Origin of the sequence: Janibacter limosus (assembly GCF_004295485.1) — a bacterium.
Classification (GTDB): domain Bacteria; phylum Actinomycetota; class Actinomycetes; order Actinomycetales; family Dermatophilaceae; genus Janibacter; species Janibacter limosus_A.
In genome coordinates, this window is sequence record NZ_CP036164.1 from 3,241,706 (window position 1) to 3,265,422 (window position 23,717).

The window sequence follows — 23,717 nt, forward strand, 5'->3', positions numbered from 1 at the left end:
GTGAGCAGCGCGATCCCGCCCGATCTCGAAGGGCTCGATTACGTCCAGCCGCTCGGCTCGGGCGGGTACGCCGACGTCTACCTCTACGAGCAGCAGATGCCGCGGATGAAGGTGGCCGTCAAGGTCCTCAAGACCGAGGGGCTCACCCCCACGATCCAGCAGCAGTTCATCGACGAGGCCAACACGATGGCCCAGCTCGCGGACCACCCGTACATCGTCCAGGTCTTCCGCGCCGGGACGAGCGGTGACGGTCGCCCCTTCCTCGTGATGAAGTACTACCCGCCGCCCAACCTGGCGCAGCGGGCGCGCACGGCCCGCTTCTCCGTCGAGGAGGTCCTGCGCACCGGCATCCAGCTCGCGAGCGCCGTCGAGACGGCCCACCGGGCCGGAGTCATCCACCGCGACATCAAGCCGGCCAACGTGCTGGTCAGCCAGTACGGCTCCCCGGGACTGACCGACTTCGGCATCGCCGGCCGAGGGGGCGCGCTCGAGGAGGTCGACGAGGACCTCGGCGTCTCGGTCCCGTGGTCCCCGCCGGAGGTGCTCTTCGGTCACAGCAACGGCGACGCGCGCGCCGATGTCTACGCCTTGTCGGCCACGCTCTGGCAGCTCCTCGTGGGCCGCTCTCCCTTCGAGGTGCCCGGCGGCAACAACTCCGCCTTCGAGCTGATGCCACGGATCCGGTCCACCCCGCCACCGAGCACCGGGCGCGCGGACGTGCCCCAGTCGCTGGAGCGGCTCCTGGCCCAGGCCATGAGCAAGAACCCGCTGGCCCGGCCCGCGAGCGCCATCGAGTTCGCCCGCAGCCTCCAGCAGATCGAGCAGGAGGAGCGCTTCTCGCGCACCGCGATCGTCGTCCTCGACGAGCTCGGCCACAGTGGGGACTCCGGGGCGCTCGGCGCCACCCGGGACCGTACCCAGCTGCGCGCCAGCACCGGGTCGGGTTCCCGGTCGACGACGAGCGCGCCTCCGCCCCCGCTCGGGCAGCCCGTCATCGGGGGACAGCTCAGCGGGGGACGCGGCATCGGACCCACCGGCCCGGTGCCGATCGCCGACGGTGTCGTCGCGCGCCACGGCAGGCAACCCCCACCACCGGACCTCTCGGGTCCGCGTCCGCCTCAGGCATCCGGCCCCCGTCCACCACAGGCATCCGGTCCTCGCCCGCCACAGGCGTCTGGCCCTCGGCCCCCTCAGGCGTCGGGCCCTCGGCCCGCGGCGTTCTCCGGTCCGCAGCCGCAGCAGCGGTCCGGTCCGCCGGCCGGCCAGCTCTCCGGGCCGCGCCCGCCGGGCAACCGCCCGGCACCGGCCAAGGCCGCGCCGCGACGATGGCTGCCGGTGATCGCCGGGGTGTGCGGCGTGCTGCTGCTCGTCGCCATCGTCGGCACCGCCCTCGCGCTCAACAACCGTGGGGGCGGCGGCTCGGGGACCACCGGGGCGGACACCTCGCTCGCCAGCGCGCCGACCTTCACCATGGCCGTCGACAGCTCCGTGCTCAAGTACACGATCGACTACGCCGGCTACCAGAAGGGCGACCGCTACCTCGTCAAGGCGGCGCTGTCGCAGGACGCGATCGACAAGGCGACGGCCTACGGCGTCTCCGACATCGACGAGGCCACGGGGAGGGGCTCCTTCTCGCAGGAGTTCGGCTCGGCGCCCCGCCAGTGCGCCAAGGTCAGGGTGCAGCGCGGTGAGGACTACTCCCCGTGGAGCGAGACCCAGTGCAAGGACAAGGGCTGATGTCGACGCGTCCGCGCACCACCACACCGCCCCCACCGTCGCAGCCCCCGTCGCCGGGGATCGAGGTCGGCCTGCTGCCCCTCGTCGCTGGCATCGTCGGGGTGCTGCTCGTCTGCGGCATCATCGGGGGAGTCCTGTGGGCCACCCGCGAGGGCGGTCAGGACCCGGTGTCGACGCACACCAACGCCACCCAGCCGGGCGGGGCCCTGGCCGGAGCGCCCGATCTGCGGGTGCGGCTCGATGGTGAGACCCTCGTCTTCACCTTCGACTACCCGGGGCTGCAGGAGGGCGACCACTTCCAGATCCGCACCGGCGGCGACCCCGACAAGGTGACCGGGACACCGGTGCGCGTCGACGGCACGGAGTTCCGACTGGGGGTGGCGCCGGGTGTCCAGCAGTGCGGCACGGTCCAGGTCGTTCGCGGAGCGCAGCACTCCGCATGGTCACAGGTGCAGTGCGAGACGGTGAGGAAATCATGAGCGACAGCGTGGTGACGGTCGACTTCTGCGGAGAGCTGCACACAGCGCCCCGTGACGGGACCCTGACGATCGGGCGCGAGGGGGATGTCGAGATCGACGACAACCCCTTCCTCCACCGGCACTTCCTCCAGGTCACGCACGAAGGGGGGTGGTGGTGGCTGACCAACATCGGCAGCACGTTGACCGCGACCGTCGCGGACAAGAAGGGGCTCTTCCAGGCCTGGCTCAGCCCCGGCGCGCGCATCCCGCTCGCCTTCGAGCGGATCACCGTGTGGTTCACCGCGGGACCGACCACCTACGACTTCGACGTCCTCGTGGACAACCCGAGCTTCATGAGCATCGACAACGACGTGCTGCTGCCGCAGGAGGGCGGGGAGACGACCGTGGGACGGGTTTCGCTGACGCCCGACCAGAAGCTGCTCGTCGTCGCACTGTGCGAGGACTTCCTGCGGCGGGACGGCGCCGGGCAGGGCACCATCCCGAGCTCCGCCGTGGCGGCCGGCCGCCTGGGGTGGAAGGTCACGAAGTTCAACCGCAAGCTCGACAACGTCTGCCAGAAGCTGGCCGATGCCGGCATCCGTGGCCTCCACGGCGGCCCGGGCAAGCTCGCGAGCAACCGCAAGTCACGCCTCGTCGAGCACGCCCTGTCGACGCGGATGGTGACGCTCGACGACTTGGCGCTCCTCGAGGACCCCCCGGCAGCGGAGGACTGACCGGGGGATGACCACGCAGGGGATCCGAGTGGACGAGGGGACCACCGAGACCGGGCGACGTCGACGACCGACGTGGCTGCGGGCGGTCTCGGGGACCCTCGTGGCCGTGCTCGTCGTCGTGGTCACGATCCTCGCCGTCCGTGCCGACGGCCAGCCCGTCCACGACGTCGCCCTGACCGACGGCAGCATCTGGGTGTCGGGTGGCCGCACGGGCGACTGGGCCAGGGTCAACACCGGCGCGCACGGCTTCGACCTCGTCGTGCAGGAGGCCGACCCTGCCGCCGCCGACACGGCAGCGGCGCGGCCCGACGTGCTGCAGGACGGGCGCAACGCCGTGGGTGTCACGAGCGACCTTCGACTCGTGGCCATCGACTCGCGGACCGGGGAACCCATCGACGGCGTGGTCCAGGTTCCCCCGCCGACCTATGTCACCGGGGTGGACTTCCACCGTCCGGCTCTGGCCGCGATGCACGGCAACACCCTGGCCGTGGTGGACCAGACGACCGGTCGGGTCTGGGCCAAGCGGCTGGATCCCAAGGGCGGCACCCCCATCGGGGACCTCCGGGACACCGGTGGGTTGGCGACCGTGGGCCCCAACGCGGCGGTCACGGTCGACCTCGACGGGGACGTCATGGCGGTCTCCGCCGACACCGGAACCGTCGTCGAGATCCCCGCGGAGGGAGCCGGGTTCGGCTCGCCGCAGCGCACCGACCTCGGCTTCACCGGCGGACGCGCCGCGGACATCACCGCCGTCGGTGACACCTGGGTGGTCCTCGACCTGGAGAAGGGCGAGGTCCACGTCGAGGGGCGAGACGGCGCCCAGGCCCTGCCGGGCGAGAGCCAGCAGACCGCGGGCGTCACCCTCGCCATGGCCACCCTCCAGCAGCCCGGGCCGAGCCGCGATGTCGTCGCCTTCCAGACGAGGGAGCGGGCCGGCTACCTGCCCATCACCGACGCCTCCGGTCAGGGGATCACCTCCGCAGGCGTCGTCTCGGGCCTGTCCACCGACGAGCGGACCGTCCGCCGGCAGCGCATCTCCTCGCCGGCCGTCAACGGGGACTGCCTCTACGCCGCCTGGGGCGACGGCGCCGCGGTGCGGTGGGGCTCGGCCTGCGGGACGCAGGAGGCGCCGGCCGGTGAGCTGACCAGCTCCGGAAGCCTCTCGCGTCGGTACGGCGTCGCGGTCCGGCACAACCGTGGCCAGCTGCTCCTCAACGACCTCGACACGGGTGACGTCTACGACCTGTCGCTGACCGGCGACCTGCGGATCGACACCTGGCCCGCGTCGGTGTCACCGCCGAAGAGGACCACACCGCCGAAGAAGACCACGAAGCCCACCAGGTCGACGGCGAAGAAGTCCACGAAGACGAGCACGAAGAAGTCCACCGCGAAGACCACGAAGACATCCGGATGAGGAAGCAGGAACGATGAGCGTCTCCCAGGAGCAGGCCGGCTGGTTCAGCCAGGCCTTCCAGCAGATGGTCGGCAACATCGACCAGGTCATCCTCGGCAAGCAGCACGTGGTGCGGCTGGCCCTCACCTGCCTGCTCTCCGAGGGGCACCTGCTCCTCGAGGACTACCCCGGCACGGGCAAGACCCAGCTGGCCCGGGCCATCGCGGCCACGGTGCAGGGCAGCAGCAGCCGGATCCAGTTCACCCCCGACCTGCTCCCCAGCGATGTCACGGGCGTGACCATCTACGACCAGCAGAGCAAGACCTTCGACTTCCACCGCGGACCGGTCTTCGCCTCGATCGTCCTCGCGGACGAGATCAACCGCGCCTCGCCCAAGACCCAGTCGGCGCTGCTCGAGGTCATGGAGGAGGGCCGGGTGACCGTCGACGGCACCACGCACGACGTCGGCTCGCCCTTCATGGTCGTCGCGACCCAGAACCCCATCGAGCAGGCCGGCACGTACCGCCTGCCCGAGGCCCAGCTCGACCGATTCCTCATGAAGACCTCGCTGGGCTACCCCGACCACGAGGCGACCGTCGCCGTCCTCGCCGACTCGGCCCGCCGGGACCGCACCAAGGGGCTGCGGCCGGTCGTCACCGCCAAGGTCGTCACCGACATGGCCGCGCTCGCCGACCAGGTGCACGTCGACGCGGCGATCCTCGCCTATGTCTCGCGCATCGCGGAGGAGAGCCGACGCCACCGGGACGTGCGCCTGGGGCTGTCCGTGCGCGGCTGCCTCGCCTTCGTGCGGTGCGCCAAGACCTGGGCGGCCGGCCAGGGCCGCACCCACGTGGTGCCCGACGACATCAAGATGCTCGCCGAGCCGGTGATGAGCCACCGGCTGCTGCTGTCCGCGGAGGCAGAGTTCGCGGGCGTGCAGGTCACCGACGTCATCGGCCGGATCCTCGGCCAGGTCGCACCGCCGACCGAGCGTGTGGCCTGAGCACGCCATCACGATGACCTCAGGACTGCCGACCCCGCCACCCGACGCCCCTCGTGGGCGTGGTCGGGTGCGTCCGGATGCCCACGCGGCGGCCTCCGCGGGCGGCGACGAGGCCCGGCTGCAGCAGATGGCCCGGTCCACGCGGGAGCGCTCCTCGGGCACGCGACGCACGGTCACCCTCCCGGGTGCCTCCGTCGTCGCCGCCGGCAGGGGCGCCGGTCGCGCGGTCCGCCACGGTGTCGTGGCCACCGACGACCGGGTGCGCCGGACGTGGTTCGGCGGTCGGCTGGACTGGATCACCCCCCTGGGCTGGAGCCTCGTCGGTCTCGGGCTGCTCCTGTGGCTGCTCGGAGCCCTCCTCGGCTGGGTCGAGCTGACGACCATGGCGGCCACGATCCTCGCTCTGGTCCTGCTGTGCGTCCTGGTCTCCCTGGGCCGGCACCGTGCCGACGTCGACCTCGTCGTCGAACCCCTGCGCTCGCACATCGGTGGGCTCGCGCAGGGACACCTCGTGCTCACCAATGTCTCCAGGCGCACGATGCTCCCTTCGCTCGTGCGGCTGCCCGTCGGCGAAACGGAGGAGCTCATCCCGGTCCCACTGCTGCGCAAGGGTGCCCAGCACCGCATCTCCTTCCCGATCGCGACCCCCCGGCGCGGCGTCATCCCGGTCGGACCGCCGACGACGGTGCTCGGGGACCCCCTCGGGGTCACCCGGCGGACGACGACCTTCGGCACCCAGCAGCTCATGCACGTCCACCCGCGTCACATCGCCCTCGAGTCCGGTGCCCACGGTCTCCTGCGCGACCTCGAGGGCGAGGTCACCCCGGAGCTGTCGATGGCCGACATCTCCTTCCACGCGCTGCGCGAGTACGAGCCGGGCGACGACCGTCGCCACGTGCACTGGCGGTCCTCGGCCAAGCACGACCGGCTCCTGGTCCGTCAGTTCCAGGAGACCCGGCGCTCCCACCTCGGCATCGTCGTCGACACCGACCCCGCGATGTACCCCCATGGCGAAGGGGGGGTGGAGACCGCCATCGCCGTCGCCGCCTCCCTGATGGTCCAGTCGATCAAGGACGAGCAGGAGGCGAGCGTCGTGTGCAACGACGCCCTCGCCTCGCGCACGACCGTGCCGCTCGTCCTGGACACCCTCACGACGGCCACCATCGGCCGCGTCGACCTCGTCCGCTCCGCTCGAGCGGTCGTCCAGCGCGCCCCGGACTCCTCGGTCGCGGTGCTGTGCACCGGCCCGGGCCGGGCCTTCCTCGAGATCCAGCAGTGCCTCGGCGAGTTCGAGACCGAGGTGCACAAGGTGGCGGTCGTCGTCGACCCGGGCGCGCAGACCAGCCTGCGTCGCGTCCGCGGCCTGAGCGTCGTCACCATCACCGAGCTGTCCGACCTCGGTCGGGTCGTCGGCGGGCTGGTGCCGGCATGAGCGGGGCGAGGAGCGCGGGCAGCACCCTGATGGGTGCCCCGAAGCCGGGGATGATCAAGCCCCAGCTCACGACCGGGGAGAAGGTCCGCGCGACCCTGGGTCGGATGCGGCCCGGGCGCGGGCACTGGGTCGACACCGTCTTCACCCTCGCGGTCATCGCCTGCGTGCTCGTCGGTCTGCGGACGGTCCTCTACGGGTGGCAGTGGTGGCAGGCGGCCGCGGCGGGCGTCCTCCTCGGGCTCGTCGTCGGCCACGTCCAGGGCACCTACCGATGGCCCCTCATCGCGATCACGGCCCTCGGGGCAGTGCTGTACCTCCTGCTCGGGGGGCCGCTCGCGGTCCGGGACGACTTGAGATGGGGGATCGTCCCGACCGGGCAGACGATCAAGGACCTCGTCGCCGGCCCCACCAGCGGCTGGATGGACCTGGTGACCCTCATCCCGCCCGTCGACGCGCGGGGACGTCACCTGGCCTTCGCCTTCTTCCTCGCCCTCGTCGGGACCGCGATCACCTACGCGACGGCGCGGGTGACGAGGTCGCGGCTGCGACTGGTGGCTCCCCCCTTCGTCCTGCTGCTCGTGACCATCGCCCTCGGGACGACGCAGCCCGCGGCCAGGTGGCTGCACGGACTGCTCCTGACGGTCCTGCTCGTCGGGTGGCTGTCGGCGCGCGACCACCTCGACCCCGACGTCGGCATCGCCCGCCCGGGCGTCCGTCGCCCGGCCCTGTCCCGGATCGTCTCCGGGGCTGTGATCCTGGGCCTCGCGGTGCTCGCCGGGTCCGTGCTCGGTCCGCGCCTGCCGGGGCTGGGAGCGCCGAGCGACCGCCAGGTCGTGCGGACCGGTGTCGTACCCGACCACGACGCGACGGTGCTGGCCTCGCCGCTCTCGCAGTACCGCGAGTTCACCCGGGGAAGTGCCTCCGGGCTGTACGAGCGCCAGCTCCTGCAGGTCGACGGCGTGCCGGCGACCACGCCGATGCGGCTGGCCACCCTCGACACGTGGGACGGGTCGACCTGGGGCATCGCGGGCCGGGGCGACGAGCGGGCCGACGCGGGCCGCGCCTTCCAGCAGTTCGGGCGTCGGGTCGGGGTCCTCGCCAGCGGGTCGACCACGCAGGTCCGGGTGAGCGTCCCCGACGACGGGTACCGCAGTCCCTGGATCCTCACGACCGGCCGGGTCGAGGGCATCGAGTTCCTCGGGTCGGCGCAGGAGCGTCTGCAGGACGAGGCCTGGCTCAACCTCAGCACCAACACCGTGCTCGTCCCCCCGGGGATCGGGCCGGGCGACGTCTACGAGGTCCGCACCGAGCTGCCGCCGACCGGCGCCGGCGCCCTCCCCGAGCAGCTGCCGGTCGCCGCGGGCAGCATGCCGATCAGCGGGGACGCGACCTTCGTCGACGGACGGATCCAGGCGTGGAAGGGGGACGCGAGCGACCGGTGGGGGCAGTTCCGGGCCATCGCCACGACGATGCGCGAGGAGGGGACCTACACCGACGGGACGCCCGCGACGAGCGACACGGCGCTCGACGACGCAGAGCGCTCCGGGCGGGCTCGCGCCGCCCTGCTGCACCCCGCCGGTCACGGACGCGGCCGTCTCGACGACTTCCTCAACTCCGACCCGCTCGCCGGTGACGACGAGCAGTACGCCGCCACCCTGGCGCTCATCGGCAACCGCCTGGGCATCCCCACCCGGGTCGTCGTCGGCGCCACCGCCACGGACGACGGGGTCGTGCGCGGCCGCGACATCCACGCGTGGGTCGAGGTCCAGCAGACCGACGGGCAGTGGTTCCAGGTCCTGCCGCAGACCTTCATCCCCGACGCCACCGAGCAGGCCACGCCGGCCGGCTCGGTGCCGACCGCGTGGACGGCACCCGAGGTCACCCCTCCACCGCCGCCGCCACCCCCGCCGCCGGCACCACCCGAGCCGGTCGTCGACTGGTCCTCCCCGTCGGCCTGGCCGCTGTGGGCACAGCTCCTCGGCGTCTTCGTGGGTGTACCGCTGCTCCTCCTCCTGCTCACGCCAGTCGTCACCGCCGTCCGTCGAGCCGTCCGGCTGCGACGCGGCAGCCCCGATCGTCGGGTCGGCCGGGCCTGGAACGATCTCGTCGAGGAGGCCAGGGTGCTCGGCCGCCGGCTGCCTGCCGGGGCCACCCGCGTCGAGCAGGCTCGCGCCCTCGGGCAGGGCAGCGGTGCCGTCCCCGCCGCCATGAGGGCCGACGGGCTGATCTTCGGGGAGGCGCCACCCCCGGCAGCCGAGATCAGCGCCTGGCAGGCCGAGCTGCGCCGGGTGCGTCGCAGGATGCGGCGTGAGACTCCCTTCGTCACCCGGCTGCGGGCGACCTTCGACCCACGACCGCTGTTCTCCCACCACGAGGACATCGGGTTGCACGACACCACCACCGCCCCCAGCCGGAAGGCGCTTCGATGAAGCTGATGTTCACCCTCCGCGGGTCCGACAACGAGGACACCGACCTCGTCGCGACCGTCGACGGCCGCACCACCGTCGGGGACCTCGCCGAGCACCTCGTGCTCGCGGACCCGCAGCGGCAGCGCGCCGGCAGCAGCCACGAGAGGGCCGACCTGGGGCAGATGACCCTGACGCTGGTCAACGAGAACTTCCGTGCCGTCGACCCGCACACGACGGTGCAGGAGTCCGGGCTGCGCTCCGGCGCGCACGTCAGCGTCACCCGGCGCTCCTCCGGCTACCAGGACACCGAGGCGCCGATCGCGGTGGCCACGGTCGTCGCCGGACCGGACACCGGGCGCGAGTACGCACTGCAGCGGGGGACCTCGCACGTCGGGCGCGGGCGGGACTGCGAGGTGCAGATCAACGACGCCTCCGTCTCGCGCAGGCACGCCAAGCTGCTCGTCGCCGACGTCGTGGAGGTCACCGACCTCGGGTCGTCCAACGGCGTGGTCGTCGGGGACGAGCACGTCGACCGGGCCATCCTGCGTGAGGGCGAGGCCTTCACGATCGGGGACACGACCTTCGAGATCTCGACGCGTACGGCCGCGGCCGGGGTGACGACGACGGAGTCGGGCGACGTGGCCTTCACGCGCTCGCCGCGGATCTCGCCCGTCTACCAGGGGCTGCAGTTCGAGGTCCCGGACCTGCCCGAGCGGGGCAAGCCGCAGCGCATCCCCCTCGCCATGATGATCGTGCCCGTCTTCATGGGCGCGACCCTCTTCGCCATCACCCGCTCGCGCTTCACGATCATGTTCATGCTCATGATGCCGATGATGATGCTGGCCAACGCGTGGGAGTCCAAGCGGCGCGTGCGGCTCGACTTCGAGGAGGCGATGGTCGACTTCCGCGAGGACGTCGGCTACCTCGTCGAGGACATCGAGACCGAGCTGGACCGCGAGCACGACACCCGCCGCCAGGAGCACCCCGCGGTGGCCGAGCTCGGTCAGGCCGTCGCTGCCCACCACCCGCTCATGTGGACTCGCCGTCCGGGGGAGCCCGGCTACCTCGAGTACCGGCTCGGCCTGGGGGTGCGGCCCAGCCGCAGCGAGATCAAGCTGCCCAAGATGGGCCGCAGCCGGGCCGAGGCCTGGCTCGAGGTGTCCACCCTGATGCAGGGCCTCGGCGTGGTCGCCGACGTCCCCGTCACGGCGCACCCCCTCCTCGACGGGGCGATCGGTGTGTCGGGACCACGCGAGGCGGCCCTCGGGCTGGCCCGCTCGATCATCGTGCAGACGATGGCCGCGCACTCGCCCGCCGAGGTCGTGCTCTGCGCGCTCGCCTCGACGACCTCGGCCCGCGACTGGGACTGGCTGAAGTGGGTCCCGCACGCCACCTCCCCGCAGAGCCCCTTCGACGTGCAGCAGACGGCCAGCTCTCGGCCCGGCTGCGCCGCGATCATGGAGCAGCTCGAGTCGCTCGTCGCGAGCCGGTCCGGCGCGGACGGTGCCGGCGCTGCGGGCCCGTCGGTCGTCGTGCTCGTCGAGAACGACGCGCCCCTCGAGCGGGCCCGGCTCGTCCAGCTCGCCGAGGCGGGGTGGAAGGTCGGCGTCGTCGTCGTGTGGGTCTCCCCGGTGACCGAGCAGCTGCCGGCGGCCTGCCGGACCTTCGTCGAGGTCGGGGACGACGCTCGGTGCCGGGTCGGCTGGGTCGGGCCGGCGCAGCTGGCCGCGGACGTGCACGCGGACCTCATCCCCCTTCGTGACGCGGTGACCGTCGCCCGCCAGCTCGCGCCGATCACCGACTCCAGCGCCCTGGCCCGGGACGACTCCGACATCCCACGGTCGGTGTCCTACCTCGCCCTCGTCGGCACGGAGATCGCCCACTCGGAGACGGCCGTCATCGAGAGGTGGAACGAGAACCGGTCGATCCTCACCGGGCCGCACGCGCCGGCCATGCCCAACCGCAAGCCGGGCTCGCTGCGGGCCGTCATCGGGCAGTCCGCGATGGGCACGCACAGCGTGGACCTGCGCACCGACGGACCGCACGCCCTCGTCGGTGGCACCACGGGCGCCGGCAAGTCGGAGCTGCTCCAGGCCTGGATCCTCGGCATGGCCACGGCCAACAGCCCGCAGCGGGTGACCTTCCTCCTCGTCGACTACAAGGGCGGGTCCGCCTTCCGCGACTGCGTCCAGCTGCCGCACACCGTCGGCATGGTCACCGACCTCTCGCCCCACCTGGTGCGAAGGGCGTTGGCCTCGCTGTCGGCCGAGCTGCACTACCGCGAGCACCTGCTGGCCCGTTTCAAGGCGAAGGACCTGGTCGAGCTCGAGCGACGCGGCGAGATCGAGGCCCCGCCCAGCCTGGTGATCGTCGTCGACGAGTTCGCGGCGCTGGTCCAGGAGGTCCCGGACTTCGTCGACGGCGTCGTCAACATCGCCCAGCGTGGCCGCTCGCTCGGGATCCACCTGATCCTTGCCACGCAGCGCCCCGCAGGTGTCATCAAGGACAACCTGCGGGCCAACACCAACCTGCGGATGGCCCTGCGGATGGCCGACACGGACGACTCGACCGATGTCCTCGGTACCCCGGACGCGGCCTACTTCGACCCGGGCCTGCCGGGCCGTGCCCTGGCCAAGTCGGGCCCGGGCCGGCTCGTGCCCTTCCAGACCGGGTACGCCGGCGGCTGGACGAGCAACACGCCGCCCCCTCCGGACATGCTGGTCTCGACCCTGGCCTTCGGCGCACCCGTGGCCTGGGAGCTGCCGGCGAAGCCTCAGGGCGACGAGGAGGCAGACCTCGGTCCCACCGACATCCAGCGGGTCGTCGACACGGTGGAGCGCGCCCGGGTCGAGGCGCAGCTGCCACTGCCGCGCAAACCCTGGTTGTCGGAGCTCGCCGACGTCTACGAGCTGGCGACGCTGCCGACGGAGCGCCGCGACGACGAGCTGGTCATCGGCATCGCCGACAACCCCGAGCGGCAGAGCCAGCCGGCAATCTCCTTCCGCCCCGACGTGGAGGGCAACCTCGCGGTCTTCGGCGCCTCCGGGGCGGGCAAGAGCTCCTTCCTGCGGACGATCGCGATCGCCGCGGGCTTCACCGTGCGCGGCGGCCCCTGTCACGTCTACGGTCTCGACTTCGGCAACCGGGGTCTGGCCATGCTCGAGGAGCTGCCGCACGTCGGCAGCATCATCTCCGGGCAGGACGAGGAGCGCGTCAAGCGCCTGATCACCATGCTCAGGGAGACCATCGACGAGCGGGCGATCCGGTACTCCACGGCCAATGCCACGACGATCACCCAGTACCGCAAGCTCACCGGCCGGGGCGACGAGCCGCGCATCTTCGTGCTCGTCGACGGGTTGAGTGCCTTCCGCAATGCCTACGAGTCCTCTGGTGCGCTCGCGAAGTGGCTGGACGCCTTCACCTCGCTGCTGTCGGACGGGCGACCGGTCGGGGTGCACTTCGTGCTGTCGGTCGACGCCCGCAACGGTCTCCCGGTGTCGATGGGCTCCTCGGTCCAGTCGCGCTTCGTCCTGCGGATGGCCACCGAGGACGACTACGCCTTCCTCGGCGTCCCGGGCGACGTGCTCACGCCGGACTCGCCCCCGGGACGCGGCCTCTTCAAGAAGCGGGAGGTGCAGGTCGCCGTCCTCGGAGGGACACCGGACGCCTCGGAGCAGTCGCGCATGGTCCTCGGGTTCGCCGGGACGATGCTCAAGTCGGGGGCGCGCCCGGTGACACCCGTCGCCTCGCTGCCGGAGGTCGTGCCCGCGTCGAGCCTGCCGGTGCAGGTCGGCGGCCTCCCGGTGCTGGCGATGAGCTCGGACGACCTGGCTCCCGTCACCATCGATCCGCACGGCGGCTTCGTCGTCACCGGACCTCCCGGCAGCGGCCGGACGACGACACTCGTCCAGATCGTGCAGGCGGTGAAGCGGTGGGACCCGGCGGCGCAGGTCCACCTGGTCACCCTGAGGCGCAACTCCCCGATGCTCGCGATGCCGCAGCTCGAGTCGACGGCCACCCGCGAGGAGGAGATCAAGGAGCTGGGCGCGCTGCTGAAGGAGCGGGCTCTCGAGGAGGGCTCCCCGCTGCAGGTGCTCGTGATCGAGAAGCTGGACGATCTCAACGCACCGCCGTACCAGATGCCCCTGCAGGACGCGATCAAGCCGCTCATCGACAACGACCACTTCGTCGTGGGCGAGGCGGACCCGAGCGCGCTGACGACCGGGATGGGCCTGCCCGGCCTGGTCAAGGCCGGCCGCTCGGGGATCGCGCTCGCGCCCGACGGGTCCGAGTCGTCGATGATCTTCAAGACCACCTTCCCGCCCCTGGCGCGCGTCGTCATGCCGGAGGGTCGTGGGGTGCTCGTGCGCCGGGGCAAGGCGCAGATCGTCCAGACGGCCCTCCCAGAAGCTCCACGATGAGGGGCGAAAAGCGTTGCGCGGCAACGAGTTTGACGGGCCGGCGCATCATGCGCGGGTCCGGGGGAGTTCTCCCCATGTACCTGGGGAGGCACCTTCCATAGTGTTGACCTCAGTCGGGCAGGGAGAAGGCCCGAAGGCACAATCCACCAGCAGGAACCATCGACAGCAGGAGAGAAGACCATGGCATTCGTCGGAATGAACCTCGATACCGTCAAGGGCGAGCTGCCCAAGTGGCAGACCCTCGGCGAGGACCTCCAGACCGTGATCACCAACGTCGACACCCAGGTGCAGGAGGCCAACGACGCGTGGAACGGTCCTGACTCCGACAAGTTCGTCGCCGAGTGGCAGGGCCAGTACCGCGCCCAGCTCGTGGCGGCCAAGACCCTGGTCGAGAACCTCACGACGACCCTGGGCCAAGAGATCACCGAGCAGGCGCGGGTCTCCGGCGCCTGAGCCGGCCACGCACGCACTCACCAGCCCACACACTTTGAAGGAGCATTGACATGGCACTGACTGACGGAATGGACCCGGTCCGCATCCGAGAGGTTGCGCGACAGCTGACGACGGAATCCGGCAAGATCGAGGAGGTCGTCACCAACGGCACCACCCAGGCGGGGACCCTCGCGGAGAACTGGATCGGCAACGACTCCGAGCAGTTCGCCTCGTCGTGGCAGGACGCGGTCAAGTCCCTGCAGGCCGCCCGCGACCTGATGAACGACTACGCCAGGACCGCGGTCCAGCAGGCCGACGAGCAGAAGGGCGCATCCGGCGCCACCAGCGACTGAGCAGCACCGACGCCACCCGAAGGGGGCGGGCGCGACCACACGGTCGCACCTGCCCCCTTCGTCGTGCCGACCGCTCAGTCGTCGATGACGACGAGGACCTCGCCCTCCTGGACCACGTCACCAGCGGCGACCTTGACCTCGAGGATCCGGCCGGACCGCTCGGCGAGGACAGGGATCTCCATCTTCATCGACTCGAGGAGGACGAGCTCGTCCCCCACCGCGACCATCTGGTCGTCCGCCACGTGCACTGCGATGACATTGGCGACCAGCTCTGACTCGACTCTGTGACCCATGCCACTGAGGTTAGTGGAGTCGACCCGGGCGCACCCGCACGGTCCCGCCGGATGATGTGCGGCTGGGCGAGGATGGCCGTCATGAGTGATGTCGACCTGTCCGCACGGGAGCTCCTGGACGACCCCTACCCGCTGCTCGCCCGGTGGCGTGCGGCCGGGCCGATGCTCCGTTCCCTCGACGGGCGGTGGGTGGCCACGACCCACGCTGCAGTCAGCGCCACCCTGCGGCACCGGGCCATGGGTCGGATCTGGTCCGACTGGCAGCCGGCGGAGCAGATGGAGCCCTTCAACACCCTGCACCGCCACCAGCTGATGGAGAACGAGCCGCCCGAGCACACGCGCATGCGCCGCCTGCTCGCCGGGGCCTTCGCCAAGGGGCACGTCGAGCGGATGCGGCCGAGGATCGAGCAGCTCGCCGACTCCATGCTCGATCAGCTCGGCGCGACGGGGTCGGTGGACATCCTCGCCGCCTACGCGGAGCCGATGCCGGTCTTCGTCATCGCCGACCTCCTCGGTGTCCCGCGTGAGGACCATGCCCGGCTGCGCGACTGGTCCCAGTCGATCGTGCACATGTACGAGCAGGGGGTCGACGAGGCCACCCGCGAGGCTGCCGTGCGCGCCAGCGTCGACTTCGCGGCCTACACGCGAGAGGTCGTCGAGATGCGGCGGGCCCGTCCGGGGGACGACCTCGTCAGCGACCTCATCGCCGAGCGGGACGGCGCCGCAGGATTCAGCGACGACGAGCTCGTCGCCACCGTCATCCTGCTCCTCAACGCGGGGCACGAGGCGTCGGTCAACGTCTTCGGCAACGGCCTCAGCTCGCTGCTGACCCACCCCGACCAGCTCGCCCGGATCACCGCTGGCGAGGTGGGCGTCGCGACCGCACTCGAGGAGCTGATCCGCTTCGACGCGCCCCTGCAGCTCTTCGAGCGGACCGCCACCCAGGACGTCGAGGTCGAAGGGGTGCTGGTGCGGGCCGGTGAGAAGGTCGCCTGCCTCATGGGCTCGGCCAACCGGGACACCTCGGTCTTCGGGGACGGACCCGGCACGGGTGCCGACTGCTTCGATGTCTCCCGCGACCCCAACCCGCACGTCGGCTTCGGGCTCGGCCGACACTTCTGCCTGGGCGCACCGCTGGCGCGGGTCGAGCTGGAGATCACGGTGCGGCGGCTGCTCGAGCGCTTCCCGCACATCACTCTCGCCGCCACACCACCTCGCCGGCCGACCTGGGTGCTGCGCGGCTTCGAGGCGCTCGAGGTCGATCTGGGCTGACGAAGGGTGGGACCCCTCGTACTCGGGCCCCACCCTTCGTCGCTCCGCTCAGCGATGCTGTGCTGACTGAGCGCTGTCGCTGCACGTCGGGAGCTCAGCGCTCCTCGGTACCCGCGATGAAGGCCTCGAGCTTGACGCGGCCCTCGGTGTCCTCGCGCTGCTCCGGCGGGGACTTCATGAGGTAGCTGCTCGCGGAGAGCAGGGCGCCGCCGATGCCGCGGTCCTTGGCGATCTTGGCCGCGCGGATCGCGTCGATGATGATGCCGGCGCTGTTGGGGGAGTCCCACACCTCGAGCTTGTACTCGAGGTTCAGCGGGACGTCCCCGAAGGCCCGACCCTCGAGGCGGACGTAGGCCCACTTGCGGTCGTCGAGCCAGGCGACGTAGTCCGACGGGCCGATGTGGACATTGCGGTCGTCCGCACCGACGCCGGACAGCGGGCCGTCGAGGTTGGAGGTGACGGCCTGCGTCTTGGAGACCTTCTTGCTCTCCAGGCGCTCGCGCTCGAGCATGTTCTTGAAGTCCATGTTGCCGCCGACATTGAGCTGGTAGGTGCGGTCGAGGACCACGCCGCGCTGCTCGAAGAGCTTGGCCATGACGCGGTGCGTGATCGTCGCGCCGACCTGGCTCTTGATGTCGTCACCGATGATCGGGACGCCGGCGTCCTCGAACTTCTTGGCCCACTCGGGGTCGGAGGCGATGAAGACGGGCAGCGCGTTGACGAAGGCCACGCCCGCATCGATCGCGCACTGGGCGTAGAACTTGTCGGCCTCCTCCGACCCCACAGGGAGGTAGGAGACGAGCACGTCGGCCTGGACGTCCTTGAGCACCTGGACGACGTCGACCGGCTCGGCCGGCGACTCGTCGATGGTCAGCGCGTAGTACTTGCCGATGCCGTCGAGGGTGTGGCCCCGCTGGACCTCGACACCCGTCGTGGGGACGTCGGCGATCTTGATCGTGTTGTTCTCCGAGGAGTTGATCGCCTCGGAGAGGTCCTTGCCGACCTTCTTGTCGTCGACGTCGAAGGCAGCGACGAACTCGACGTCGTTGACGTGGTACTCGCCGAACTTCACGTGCATCAGACCCGGGACGGTGCCCGACGGGTCGGCGTCCTTGTAGTACTCGACACCCTGCACGAGCGAGCTGGCGCAGTTGCCGACGCCGACGATGGCGACGCGGATTGAACTCATGGGTTCTCCTTGGTGGGGGGCGGGTTGAAAGCTGGGTGGGAGGGATCGCTGAGCGTGCCGGGCCTGGCCTGCGGGCCACGCCGCTCGGCGTCGATGAGCTCGTCGAGCCAGGCGACGGCCCGCTCGGTGGCGTCCTCGCCGTGGGCCGCGAGCGCGGCGGACCACCGGTCCTGCCGCACGGACCCGTCACCGGTGCGCATGCCGTCGAGCTGCTCGGTCAGCCGGGCGCGTCGGCCCTCGAGGATGCGCAGGCGCACCTCGCGCTCGGTCCGGGCGAAGAAGGCCACCCGCACGTCGAAGGCTTCGTCGGCCCAGCTGCCCGGGTCGGTGCGCCCGGCGATCTGGGCGAAGGCGGTCCGACCGGCGTCGGTGATCGTGTAGGTGATCCGCTGCCGCCGGCTGCTCCCGGTGGGCGGCTCGTCACGGTCGGCGCTCACCAGGTCCTGCCCCTGCAGGCTGGCCAGGCACGGGTAGAGGGTGCCGAAGGACAGGGCGCGGAAGGCCCCGAGCCGGGTGTTGAGCCGGCGGCGCAGCTCGTAGCCGTGCAGGGGGTCCTCGTGGAGGAGGCCGAGGACGGCGAACTCGAGCATCTCGCGACGGCGCACGTCCACTCCCTTCGCTCCGGTCGGTGTGCACCAAGGGGTCAGAAGTGCTCGGTGCCGTGTGATCCTACTCGATGTATCGGGTGGATACATCGAGTACGAATGTTTTGGCGTGGCGCTTTGCGCTCATACTGTTTGCGAAGGTCTCTGACTCCCGCGTATCACGAGGTGCCGCATGTCCCACTCCCCCCGCTCGAGCGCTGGGTCGCGCTCTCGACGCCGGGCGTCGTCCTCGCGGAGTGCTCGACGCAAGGGCAAGCGCGGCATCCTGCGCAAGATCCTCATCGGCTTCGCCCTGCTCGTGGCCCTCGGGATCGGCGCGGTGGTGGCGGCCTACCTGATGATCGACATCCCCAAGCCCAACGACCGGGCCGTTCAGCAGGCGTCCGTCCTCTACTACTCGGACGGCAAGACCGAGATGGACCGGATCGCGACGGTCAACCGCGAGTCGGTCACCCTCGACCAGATCCCCAAGCCGGTGCAGTACGCCTTCCTCGCGGCCGAGGACCGATCCTTCTACGACAACCGGGGCATCTCGCCGAAGGGCATCTTCCGCGCCATCAGCGGTGCCCTCGCCGGCCAGAACCGTGGCGGGGGGTCGACGATCACCCAGCAGTACGTGAAGAACTACTTCCTCACCCAGGACCAGACCCTCGATCGCAAGGGGCGCGAGATCCTGCTGTCGGTGAAGATCGACGGGGAGCTGAGCAAGGACCAGATCCTGGAGAACTACCTCAACACGATCTACTTCGGTCGCGGGGCCGATGGCATCCAGACCGCGTCCAAGGCCTACTTCGACAAGGACGTCCAGGACCTCACGCCGTCCGAGGGCGCGCTGCTGGCCAGCGTGATCCGTGGACCATCCCTCTACGACCCCGCCCTCGGCGAGGAGCAGACCACGCTGGCCACCGGCCGGTGGAACTACGTCCTCGACGGGATGGTCTCGCAGGGCTGGATGACCGCGGCGGAGCGCCAGGACCAGACCTTCCCCAAGACCACGGCTCCCAAGCGCAGCACCGCGAAGTCCAACGACATCGGCTTCATCACCGAAGAGGTGCGCACCGAGCTGCGCAACCGGCTGAGGCTGTCCGACGCCGACATCGACCGGGGCGGCTTCAAGATCGTCACGACGATCGACAAGAAGGCCCAACGGGCGGCGGCCAAGGCGGTCAAGGAACAACGGCCCACCGGGGAGCGGACCTCTGACCTGCACATCGGTCTGGCCTCCGTGCAGCCCAACGACGGAGCCATCCGGGCCATGTACGGCGGAGCGAAGTTCAGCCAGGGCAAGTACGGCTACTTCAACTCCGCGGTCGACGGCAAGATGCAGGCCGGGTCGACGATGAAGCCCTTCACGATGATCGCCGCGCTGCGCAAGGGCCTGCCGTTGTCGACCACGTACAGCGGTGCCAGCCCCTACTACAACAAGGCCTTCGTCTCGACCGGCGCGGGGACCTCCGAGATCCAGCGCAACGGTGGGGTCGTCAACTACGGCAACGCCTCCTACGGCCCGGCCACCATGCGCACCGCGACGCAGAAGTCGATCAACACCTACTACGCGCAGCTCAACCTCGCCGTCACGCCGAAGTCGACCGCGAGGTCGGCCGAGGATGCGGGCGTCGTCGGGTGGAATGGTGACAAGCGCGCGCCGCTGTCGCAGACCCCCGCCAATGTCTTCGGGACGGACGCGGTGCGAGTCATCGACATGGCCAACGCCTACGCGACGATCGCTGCCGAAGGGAGGCGCGCCACCCCCTACTACATCGCCTCGGTCAAGAGCACGGGCGAGTACAAGCTCGACTACAAGGTCAAGAAGGACGTCCGCCGGGCCTTCCCCCAGGACGTCGCACGCGATGCGATCCAGGCGATGAGCCTGGTCGACAAGCCCGGCGGCACCGGCTACCCGACCGTCGCCGACCTCGGACGCCCCGTCGGTGGCAAGACCGGGACGACCTCCAACAACTACGCGGCCTGGTTCGACGGCTTCACCCCCGGCCAGCTCGCGACGGCCGTCGGCATGTACAAGGGTGACGGCCGCCTGGTGGAGAAGAACCAGCTGGTCAACCTCGGCGGCTTCGCCGAGATCACCGGTGGGACCATCCCCGCGAGGATCTGGACGGACTACATGATCGGGGCCCTCGACGGGGAACCGGTCAAGAGCCTCCCGCCGGCCGGCAATGTCACCTACCGACCGCAGACCGACCGGCCGAGCAACGCGCCGGCGCCGATCACGACGACGCAGGCCCCCGCGCCCCGGCGCACGACGCAGGCCCCGACGCCCCGCTCGACCACCACGAAGAGCTCGTCCTCGACCTCGAGCTCCTCCAGCTCGTCCTCGTCGACGACGAAGTCCTCCACGTCGAGCTCCACGAGCTCCACGAGCTCGACGAGCTCGACGACGAAGACCTCGTCGACCCCGACCAGCACGTCGACCACCCCACCACCCCCGGCGTCGACGCCACCGCCGAGCACGTCGTCGTCGACGTCGACGCCACCGCCACCGCCGATGACCACCGCCCCCCTCCTGACCCCGCCCGCGAGGCCGGGCGCGGGCACGGGCGGCGTGGGCGAAGGGGAGTAGTGCCTCGGGAGTGGTCGGTGCGTGACCTGCTGCCTGCCGACGCCAGCGCGGTGGTCGGCGGACCGCTCGGCCGTCGCGTCGCGCCACGCCAGCGCTCGCTCTCACGGCTGCTCCCCTTCGTCGTGGCGTTGCTGCTGCTGCCGATGTCGGCGGCGGTCCTGCGCCAGGGGCACTGCATGACCAACGGCTGGAACGGCGACGACCAGTTCTGGCGGGGGTGCTTCTCCGACCTGCCGGCCCAGTATCAGATCGCCGGCCTCGAGCAGGGCCTGCCCGGGTGGCTCGCGGGCGACGTCAACCTCGATCAGATGCCGCTGCTGTCGGGCCTGATGGCCGCACTCGGCGGGGTGGTCCCGGACGCGGGCTGGCTCGACGCCACCCGCTGGTACGTCGTCATCTGGACCGTGCTCATCACCGGCTGCCTCGCGGTGGCCGTCTGGTGCGTCGGCCTGATCCGTCCTCAGCGGATCGATCTCGCGGTCCAGCTGGCGCTGTCGCCGATCCACGTCGTCGCCGCGCTCATCTCGCCCGACCTCGTCGTCGTCACGCTCGTGCTGGCGGCGATGCTGGCCGACGCGCGTCGGCGCCCGGTCCTGGCCGGTGTGCTCCTCGGGCTGGCCCTGCTGGGGCACGCCTGGGTGGGTCTCGTCGCCATCGCCCTCCTCGTGGCTGCGAGGCGGCGTGAGCGCGTAGCGGAGGCGCGTCGCACCGTGGTGACCGCCGTCGTGCTCGCCGTGGGCCTGCTCGTGCTGCTCGTGCTCGCCTCGCCGGGCATCGTGACCGGCCCGCTCACGATCTGGTGGTCGCAGAAACCGGGCTACGGCTCGGTCCTGCTCATCCCGGAGCTGGCGGGCCGCCCCCTTCCCCAGCAGGTCGCGCCGCTCTTCGCCCTCCTCGGGTGGGTCGGGGCGATCTGGGCTGCCGTCGTCATGGCCCGGCGGGCCTGGCGGCCGGCGACCTGGGCGCAGGTCGCCGCCTTCAGCGTCCCCGTGCTGGCGCTCACCGGCGCCTCGGTCCCGGTGCAGGCCGCGCTGTGGGTGCTGCCCCTGGCGATCCTCGCAGGAGTGTCCTGGCGCACCCACCTGGGCTTCGTGGCCGTCGAGGCGGTGCACGCCAGCGCGCTGTGGCTGCACATCGGTGCGGCCTCCGACCCGGACAAGGGCCTGCCGGCCGCCTGGTACGCGGTGGTCGTCCTCGGCCGGGCCATCGCGTGGTGCTTCCTGCTGTGGAGCGTCTGGTACACGCCGGTCGACAACCCGGTCGAGCCGGCGCCTCGTCCACAGCCCCTCCCGGTCCGCGACGCCCGTCCACAGGAGTCGGCCCCGGTCTGAGTCGGGCGCGCCCTCGGTGCACGCTTTGGTGCGAAGGGAGTGCAGCCGATAGCCTTGGGCGTTCCCGGTAGCGTGTCGTCGTCCGACGGCGTGCCCGAGGACAGATGCACAAACCCTCCTGTCACGGAGAGACCGTGACCGTTCAGACCGAAGGAGGCGGGTTATCAGCATGCGTCAGTACGAACTCATGGTCATCTTCGACCCCGAGACCGACGAGCGGGCCGTCCAGCCGCTGCTCGACAAGTTCCTCACCGTCGTCACCAATGACGGTGGCACCGTGGACAAGATCGACCACTGGGGTCGTCGTCGTCTCGCGTACGAGATCAACAAGAAGGCTGAGGGCCTCTACGCCGTCGCCAACCTGACCTGCACGCCGGACACGAGCAAAGAGCTCGACCGGCAGATGGGTCTGTCCGAGCAGGTCCTGCGGACCAAGCTCATGCGCAGCGAGGCCTGAGACTTCACCCTCGACTCCGGTCTGTCGGTGCCCACCGGCAGACTCACCTGAGACGATCCCCGATCGAGAAGGAAACCCATGGCTGGCGAGACACCCATCACCGTTATCGGCAACCTCACGGCTGACCCGGAGCTCCGGTTCACCCCGAGTGGCGCCGCAGTGGCCAACTTCACCGTTGCCTCGACCCCTCGTACGTTCGATCGTCAGACGAACGAGTGGAAGGACGCGGAGACGCTCTTCATGCGCTGCTCCGTGTGGCGCGAGGCTGCCGAGAATGTGGCGGAGTCCCTCACCCGTGGTACCCGCGTCGTCGTGACCGGCCGCCTGATCTCCCGTTCCTGGGAGGACAAGGAGACCGGTCAGAAGCGCTCCGTCATGGAGATGCAGGTCGACGAGGTCGGCCCGTCGCTGCGCTATGCCACCGCCAAGGTGACCAAGACCCAGCGAGGTGGCGGCGGCCAGGGTGGCGGCGGCGGTTCCTGGGGCGGCGGCCAGCAGGGTGGTTCGGGTGGCGGCTTCGGCGGCCAGCAGGACGACCCGTGGGCGACCGGCGGCGCCAAGGGCGGTCAGCCTGCCCCGCAGGCGGCCCCGCAGGGTGGCGGCTTCGGCGGCGGCCAGGCGGCTCCTGCTCCGGGTGGCGCCCCGCAGGGTGGCCAGGGCGGCGGTGGCTGGGGCAACGCTCCCAGCTACGACGAGCCTCCCTTCTGATCGATCTCTCTCGCTCGGCTCCGGCCGGGCACTGACAACACCCCCATCCCGAGGACCAACCTCGGGCTCTCGTGAACACGAAGGAGAGCACCACGATGGCCAAGCCCGTAGTGCGCAAGCCCAAGAAGAAGGCCAACCCGCTCAAGGCGGCGAAGGTCGAGAACATCGACTACAAGGACGCGAACCTGCTGCGCAAGTTCATCTCCGACCGCGGGAAGATCCGTGCGCGTCGCGTCACCGGCGTCTCCGTCCAGGAGCAGCGTCGTATCGCGACCGCCGTCAAGAACGCCCGGGAGATGGCCCTGCTGCCCTACTCCTCGTCCAACCGCTGATCCGCGGACGCGAAGACAAACAGGAGCAGACATGAAGGTCATCCTCACCCACGAGGTCACCGGCCTCGGCACGGCCGGCGACATCGTCGACGTCAAGGCGGGCTACGCCCGCAACTTCCTCTTCCGCCGCGGTCTGGCGGACCAGTGGACCAAGGGTGCGCAGAAGCAGGTCGAGGCGCTCGCCGCCGGCCGGGCTGCTCGCGCCGGCAAGTCCTTGGAGGAGGCCACCTCGATCAAGGGCAACCTCGAGTCGAGCACGGTCACCGTCAGCGCCCACGCGGGTGAGTCGGGTCGCCTCTTCGGCGCCGTGACCAGCCGCGAGGTCGCCGAGGCCCTCAAGGCCGGCGGTGGCCCGGAGATCGACCGTCGCACGATCGAGATCCCCACCCCGATCAAGGCCGTCGGCCCGGCGGAGGCGCTCGTTCGCCTGCACCCCGAGGTCCAGGCCACGGTCAAGCTCGACGTCGTCGCCGGCTGAGCCGACACGATCCCTGCGAAGGGGGACGACCGCCTCACCGGTGGTCGTCCCCCTTCGTCGTGTGCGGCGGGACTCCAGCGGGGGAGTGCTCCCCATGTCCGCC

At 70.9% G+C, this 23,717-nt stretch carries 20 protein-coding genes; 17 read left to right on the forward strand and 3 right to left on the reverse strand.

Features of this window, described 5'->3' with window-relative positions; all coding sequences use genetic code 11:
• The 10 genes from EXU32_RS15580 (at position 1) to EXU32_RS15625 (ending at position 14,371) form a co-directional block, all read left to right on the forward strand.
• Positions 1-1,737 (forward strand): serine/threonine protein kinase, encoded by a 1,737-nt coding sequence (locus EXU32_RS15580; RefSeq protein WP_242612817.1) that lies wholly within the window; start codon positions 1-3, stop codon positions 1,735-1,737.
• Positions 1,737-2,216 (forward strand): hypothetical protein, encoded by a 480-nt coding sequence (locus EXU32_RS15585; RefSeq protein ID WP_130630731.1) that lies wholly within the window; start codon positions 1,737-1,739, stop codon positions 2,214-2,216. The genes EXU32_RS15580 and EXU32_RS15585 overlap by 1 nt, the downstream gene beginning before the upstream one ends.
• Positions 2,213-2,929, forward strand: coding sequence for a hypothetical protein (locus EXU32_RS15590; protein WP_130630732.1), 717 nt, complete (start codon positions 2,213-2,215; stop codon positions 2,927-2,929). Before EXU32_RS15585 ends, EXU32_RS15590 begins: the two co-directional genes overlap by 4 nt.
• A gap of 7 nt (positions 2,930-2,936) precedes the next feature.
• Positions 2,937-4,343: a hypothetical protein gene (locus EXU32_RS15595; RefSeq protein WP_130630733.1), complete on the forward strand. Its 1,407-nt coding sequence runs from the start codon at positions 2,937-2,939 to the stop codon at positions 4,341-4,343.
• Positions 4,344-4,356: 13 nt separating this feature from the next.
• A complete protein-coding gene (locus tag EXU32_RS15600; protein ID WP_130630734.1) occupies positions 4,357-5,325 on the forward strand; it encodes an AAA family ATPase in 969 nt (322 codons plus the stop codon).
• A 13-nt stretch (positions 5,326-5,338) separates the two neighbouring features.
• Positions 5,339-6,757, forward strand: a complete 1,419-nt coding sequence (locus EXU32_RS15605; RefSeq protein WP_130630735.1) for a DUF58 domain-containing protein — start codon at positions 5,339-5,341, stop codon at positions 6,755-6,757.
• Positions 6,754-9,186 carry a transglutaminase domain-containing protein gene (locus EXU32_RS15610; protein ID WP_130630736.1) on the forward strand — a complete coding sequence of 811 codons (2,433 nt, stop codon included), beginning with the start codon at positions 6,754-6,756 and terminating at the stop codon, positions 9,184-9,186. Before EXU32_RS15605 ends, EXU32_RS15610 begins: the two co-directional genes overlap by 4 nt.
• Positions 9,187-9,191: 5 nt before the next feature.
• The gene (locus EXU32_RS15615) at positions 9,192-13,586 is read left to right on the forward strand and encodes an FtsK/SpoIIIE domain-containing protein (RefSeq protein WP_165399709.1); all 4,395 of its coding nucleotides are present in this window, start codon (positions 9,192-9,194) and stop codon (positions 13,584-13,586) included.
• A gap of 180 nt (positions 13,587-13,766) precedes the next feature.
• Complete coding sequence (locus tag EXU32_RS15620; protein WP_130630738.1) at positions 13,767-14,039, forward strand: hypothetical protein; 273 nt, start codon at positions 13,767-13,769, stop codon at positions 14,037-14,039.
• 50 nt (positions 14,040-14,089) lie between these two features.
• Positions 14,090-14,371 carry a WXG100 family type VII secretion target gene (locus tag EXU32_RS15625; protein WP_130630739.1) on the forward strand — a complete coding sequence of 94 codons (282 nt, stop codon included), beginning with the start codon at positions 14,090-14,092 and terminating at the stop codon, positions 14,369-14,371.
• 74 nt (positions 14,372-14,445) lie between these two features.
• Here the strand turns inward: EXU32_RS15625 and EXU32_RS15630 are convergent, their stop codons facing one another.
• Positions 14,446-14,664 carry a biotin/lipoyl-binding carrier protein gene (locus EXU32_RS15630; RefSeq protein ID WP_130630740.1) on the reverse strand — a complete coding sequence of 73 codons (219 nt, stop codon included), beginning with the start codon at positions 14,662-14,664 and terminating at the stop codon, positions 14,446-14,448.
• Between the two features lie 81 nt (positions 14,665-14,745).
• Between EXU32_RS15630 and EXU32_RS15635 the strand changes: the two genes are divergently transcribed.
• Positions 14,746-15,936 carry a cytochrome P450 gene (locus EXU32_RS15635; RefSeq protein WP_207233824.1) on the forward strand — a complete coding sequence of 397 codons (1,191 nt, stop codon included), beginning with the start codon at positions 14,746-14,748 and terminating at the stop codon, positions 15,934-15,936.
• Positions 15,937-16,030: 94 nt separating this feature from the next.
• Here the strand turns inward: EXU32_RS15635 and EXU32_RS15640 are convergent, their stop codons facing one another.
• Positions 16,031-17,125, reverse strand: coding sequence for an inositol-3-phosphate synthase (locus EXU32_RS15640; RefSeq protein WP_130630742.1), 1,095 nt, complete (start codon positions 17,123-17,125; stop codon positions 16,031-16,033).
• Entirely contained in the window at positions 17,122-17,730 is a 609-nt protein-coding gene (locus EXU32_RS15645) for a PadR family transcriptional regulator (RefSeq protein WP_242612818.1), read from the reverse strand. Before EXU32_RS15645 ends, EXU32_RS15640 begins: the two co-directional genes overlap by 4 nt.
• 172 nt (positions 17,731-17,902) lie before the next feature.
• Here EXU32_RS15645 and EXU32_RS15650 point away from each other — a divergent pair, with 172 nt between their 5' ends.
• The 6 genes from EXU32_RS15650 (at position 17,903) to rplI (ending at position 23,614) form a co-directional block, all read left to right on the forward strand.
• Complete coding sequence (locus EXU32_RS15650) at positions 17,903-20,308, forward strand: transglycosylase domain-containing protein (protein ID WP_130630744.1); 2,406 nt, start codon at positions 17,903-17,905, stop codon at positions 20,306-20,308.
• 17 nt (positions 20,309-20,325) lie between these two features.
• Positions 20,326-21,639: a hypothetical protein gene (locus EXU32_RS15655; protein WP_130630745.1), complete on the forward strand. Its 1,314-nt coding sequence runs from the start codon at positions 20,326-20,328 to the stop codon at positions 21,637-21,639.
• 169 nt (positions 21,640-21,808) lie between these two features.
• A complete protein-coding gene (gene rpsF, locus EXU32_RS15660) occupies positions 21,809-22,096 on the forward strand; it encodes a 30S ribosomal protein S6 (protein WP_130630746.1) in 288 nt (95 codons plus the stop codon).
• A gap of 78 nt (positions 22,097-22,174) precedes the next feature.
• Positions 22,175-22,804, forward strand: a complete 630-nt coding sequence (locus tag EXU32_RS15665; RefSeq protein WP_130630747.1) for a single-stranded DNA-binding protein — start codon at positions 22,175-22,177, stop codon at positions 22,802-22,804.
• 95 nt (positions 22,805-22,899) lie between these two features.
• Positions 22,900-23,136, forward strand: a complete 237-nt coding sequence (gene rpsR / locus EXU32_RS15670; RefSeq protein ID WP_007925814.1) for a 30S ribosomal protein S18 — start codon at positions 22,900-22,902, stop codon at positions 23,134-23,136.
• 31 nt (positions 23,137-23,167) lie between these two features.
• Entirely contained in the window at positions 23,168-23,614 is a 447-nt protein-coding gene (gene rplI / locus EXU32_RS15675) for a 50S ribosomal protein L9 (protein ID WP_130630748.1), read from the forward strand.
• Positions 23,615-23,717: the final 103 nt, after the last annotated feature.

Excerpts from the sequence above, each read along its gene's own strand:
- EXU32_RS15590 (WP_130630732.1), top strand. The coding sequence starts at position 2,213 with ATGAGCGACAGCGTGGTGACGGTCGACTTCTGCGGAGAGCTGCACACA.
- EXU32_RS15595 (WP_130630733.1), top strand. The coding sequence starts at position 2,937 with ATGACCACGCAGGGGATCCGAGTGGACGAGGGGACCACCGAGACCGGG.
- EXU32_RS15640 (WP_130630742.1), bottom strand. The coding sequence starts at position 17,125 with ATGAGTTCAATCCGCGTCGCCATCGTCGGCGTCGGCAACTGCGCCAGC.
- rpsF (WP_130630746.1), top strand. The coding sequence starts at position 21,809 with ATGCGTCAGTACGAACTCATGGTCATCTTCGACCCCGAGACCGACGAG.
- EXU32_RS15665 (WP_130630747.1), top strand. The coding sequence starts at position 22,175 with ATGGCTGGCGAGACACCCATCACCGTTATCGGCAACCTCACGGCTGAC.
- EXU32_RS15605 (WP_130630735.1), top strand. The coding sequence starts at position 5,339 with ATGACCTCAGGACTGCCGACCCCGCCACCCGACGCCCCTCGTGGGCGT.
- EXU32_RS15620 (WP_130630738.1), top strand. The coding sequence starts at position 13,767 with ATGGCATTCGTCGGAATGAACCTCGATACCGTCAAGGGCGAGCTGCCC.
- EXU32_RS15610 (WP_130630736.1), top strand. The coding sequence starts at position 6,754 with ATGAGCGGGGCGAGGAGCGCGGGCAGCACCCTGATGGGTGCCCCGAAG.
- rplI (WP_130630748.1), top strand. The coding sequence starts at position 23,168 with ATGAAGGTCATCCTCACCCACGAGGTCACCGGCCTCGGCACGGCCGGC.
- EXU32_RS15625 (WP_130630739.1), top strand. The coding sequence starts at position 14,090 with ATGGCACTGACTGACGGAATGGACCCGGTCCGCATCCGAGAGGTTGCG.
- EXU32_RS15630 (WP_130630740.1), bottom strand. The coding sequence starts at position 14,664 with ATGGGTCACAGAGTCGAGTCAGAGCTGGTCGCCAATGTCATCGCAGTG.
- EXU32_RS15650 (WP_130630744.1), top strand. The coding sequence starts at position 17,903 with ATGTCCCACTCCCCCCGCTCGAGCGCTGGGTCGCGCTCTCGACGCCGG.
- EXU32_RS15615 (WP_165399709.1), top strand. The coding sequence starts at position 9,192 with ATGTTCACCCTCCGCGGGTCCGACAACGAGGACACCGACCTCGTCGCG.
- rpsR (WP_007925814.1), top strand. The coding sequence starts at position 22,900 with ATGGCCAAGCCCGTAGTGCGCAAGCCCAAGAAGAAGGCCAACCCGCTC.
- EXU32_RS15585 (WP_130630731.1), top strand. The coding sequence starts at position 1,737 with ATGTCGACGCGTCCGCGCACCACCACACCGCCCCCACCGTCGCAGCCC.
- EXU32_RS15635 (WP_207233824.1), top strand. The coding sequence starts at position 14,746 with ATGAGTGATGTCGACCTGTCCGCACGGGAGCTCCTGGACGACCCCTAC.
- EXU32_RS15600 (WP_130630734.1), top strand. The coding sequence starts at position 4,357 with ATGAGCGTCTCCCAGGAGCAGGCCGGCTGGTTCAGCCAGGCCTTCCAG.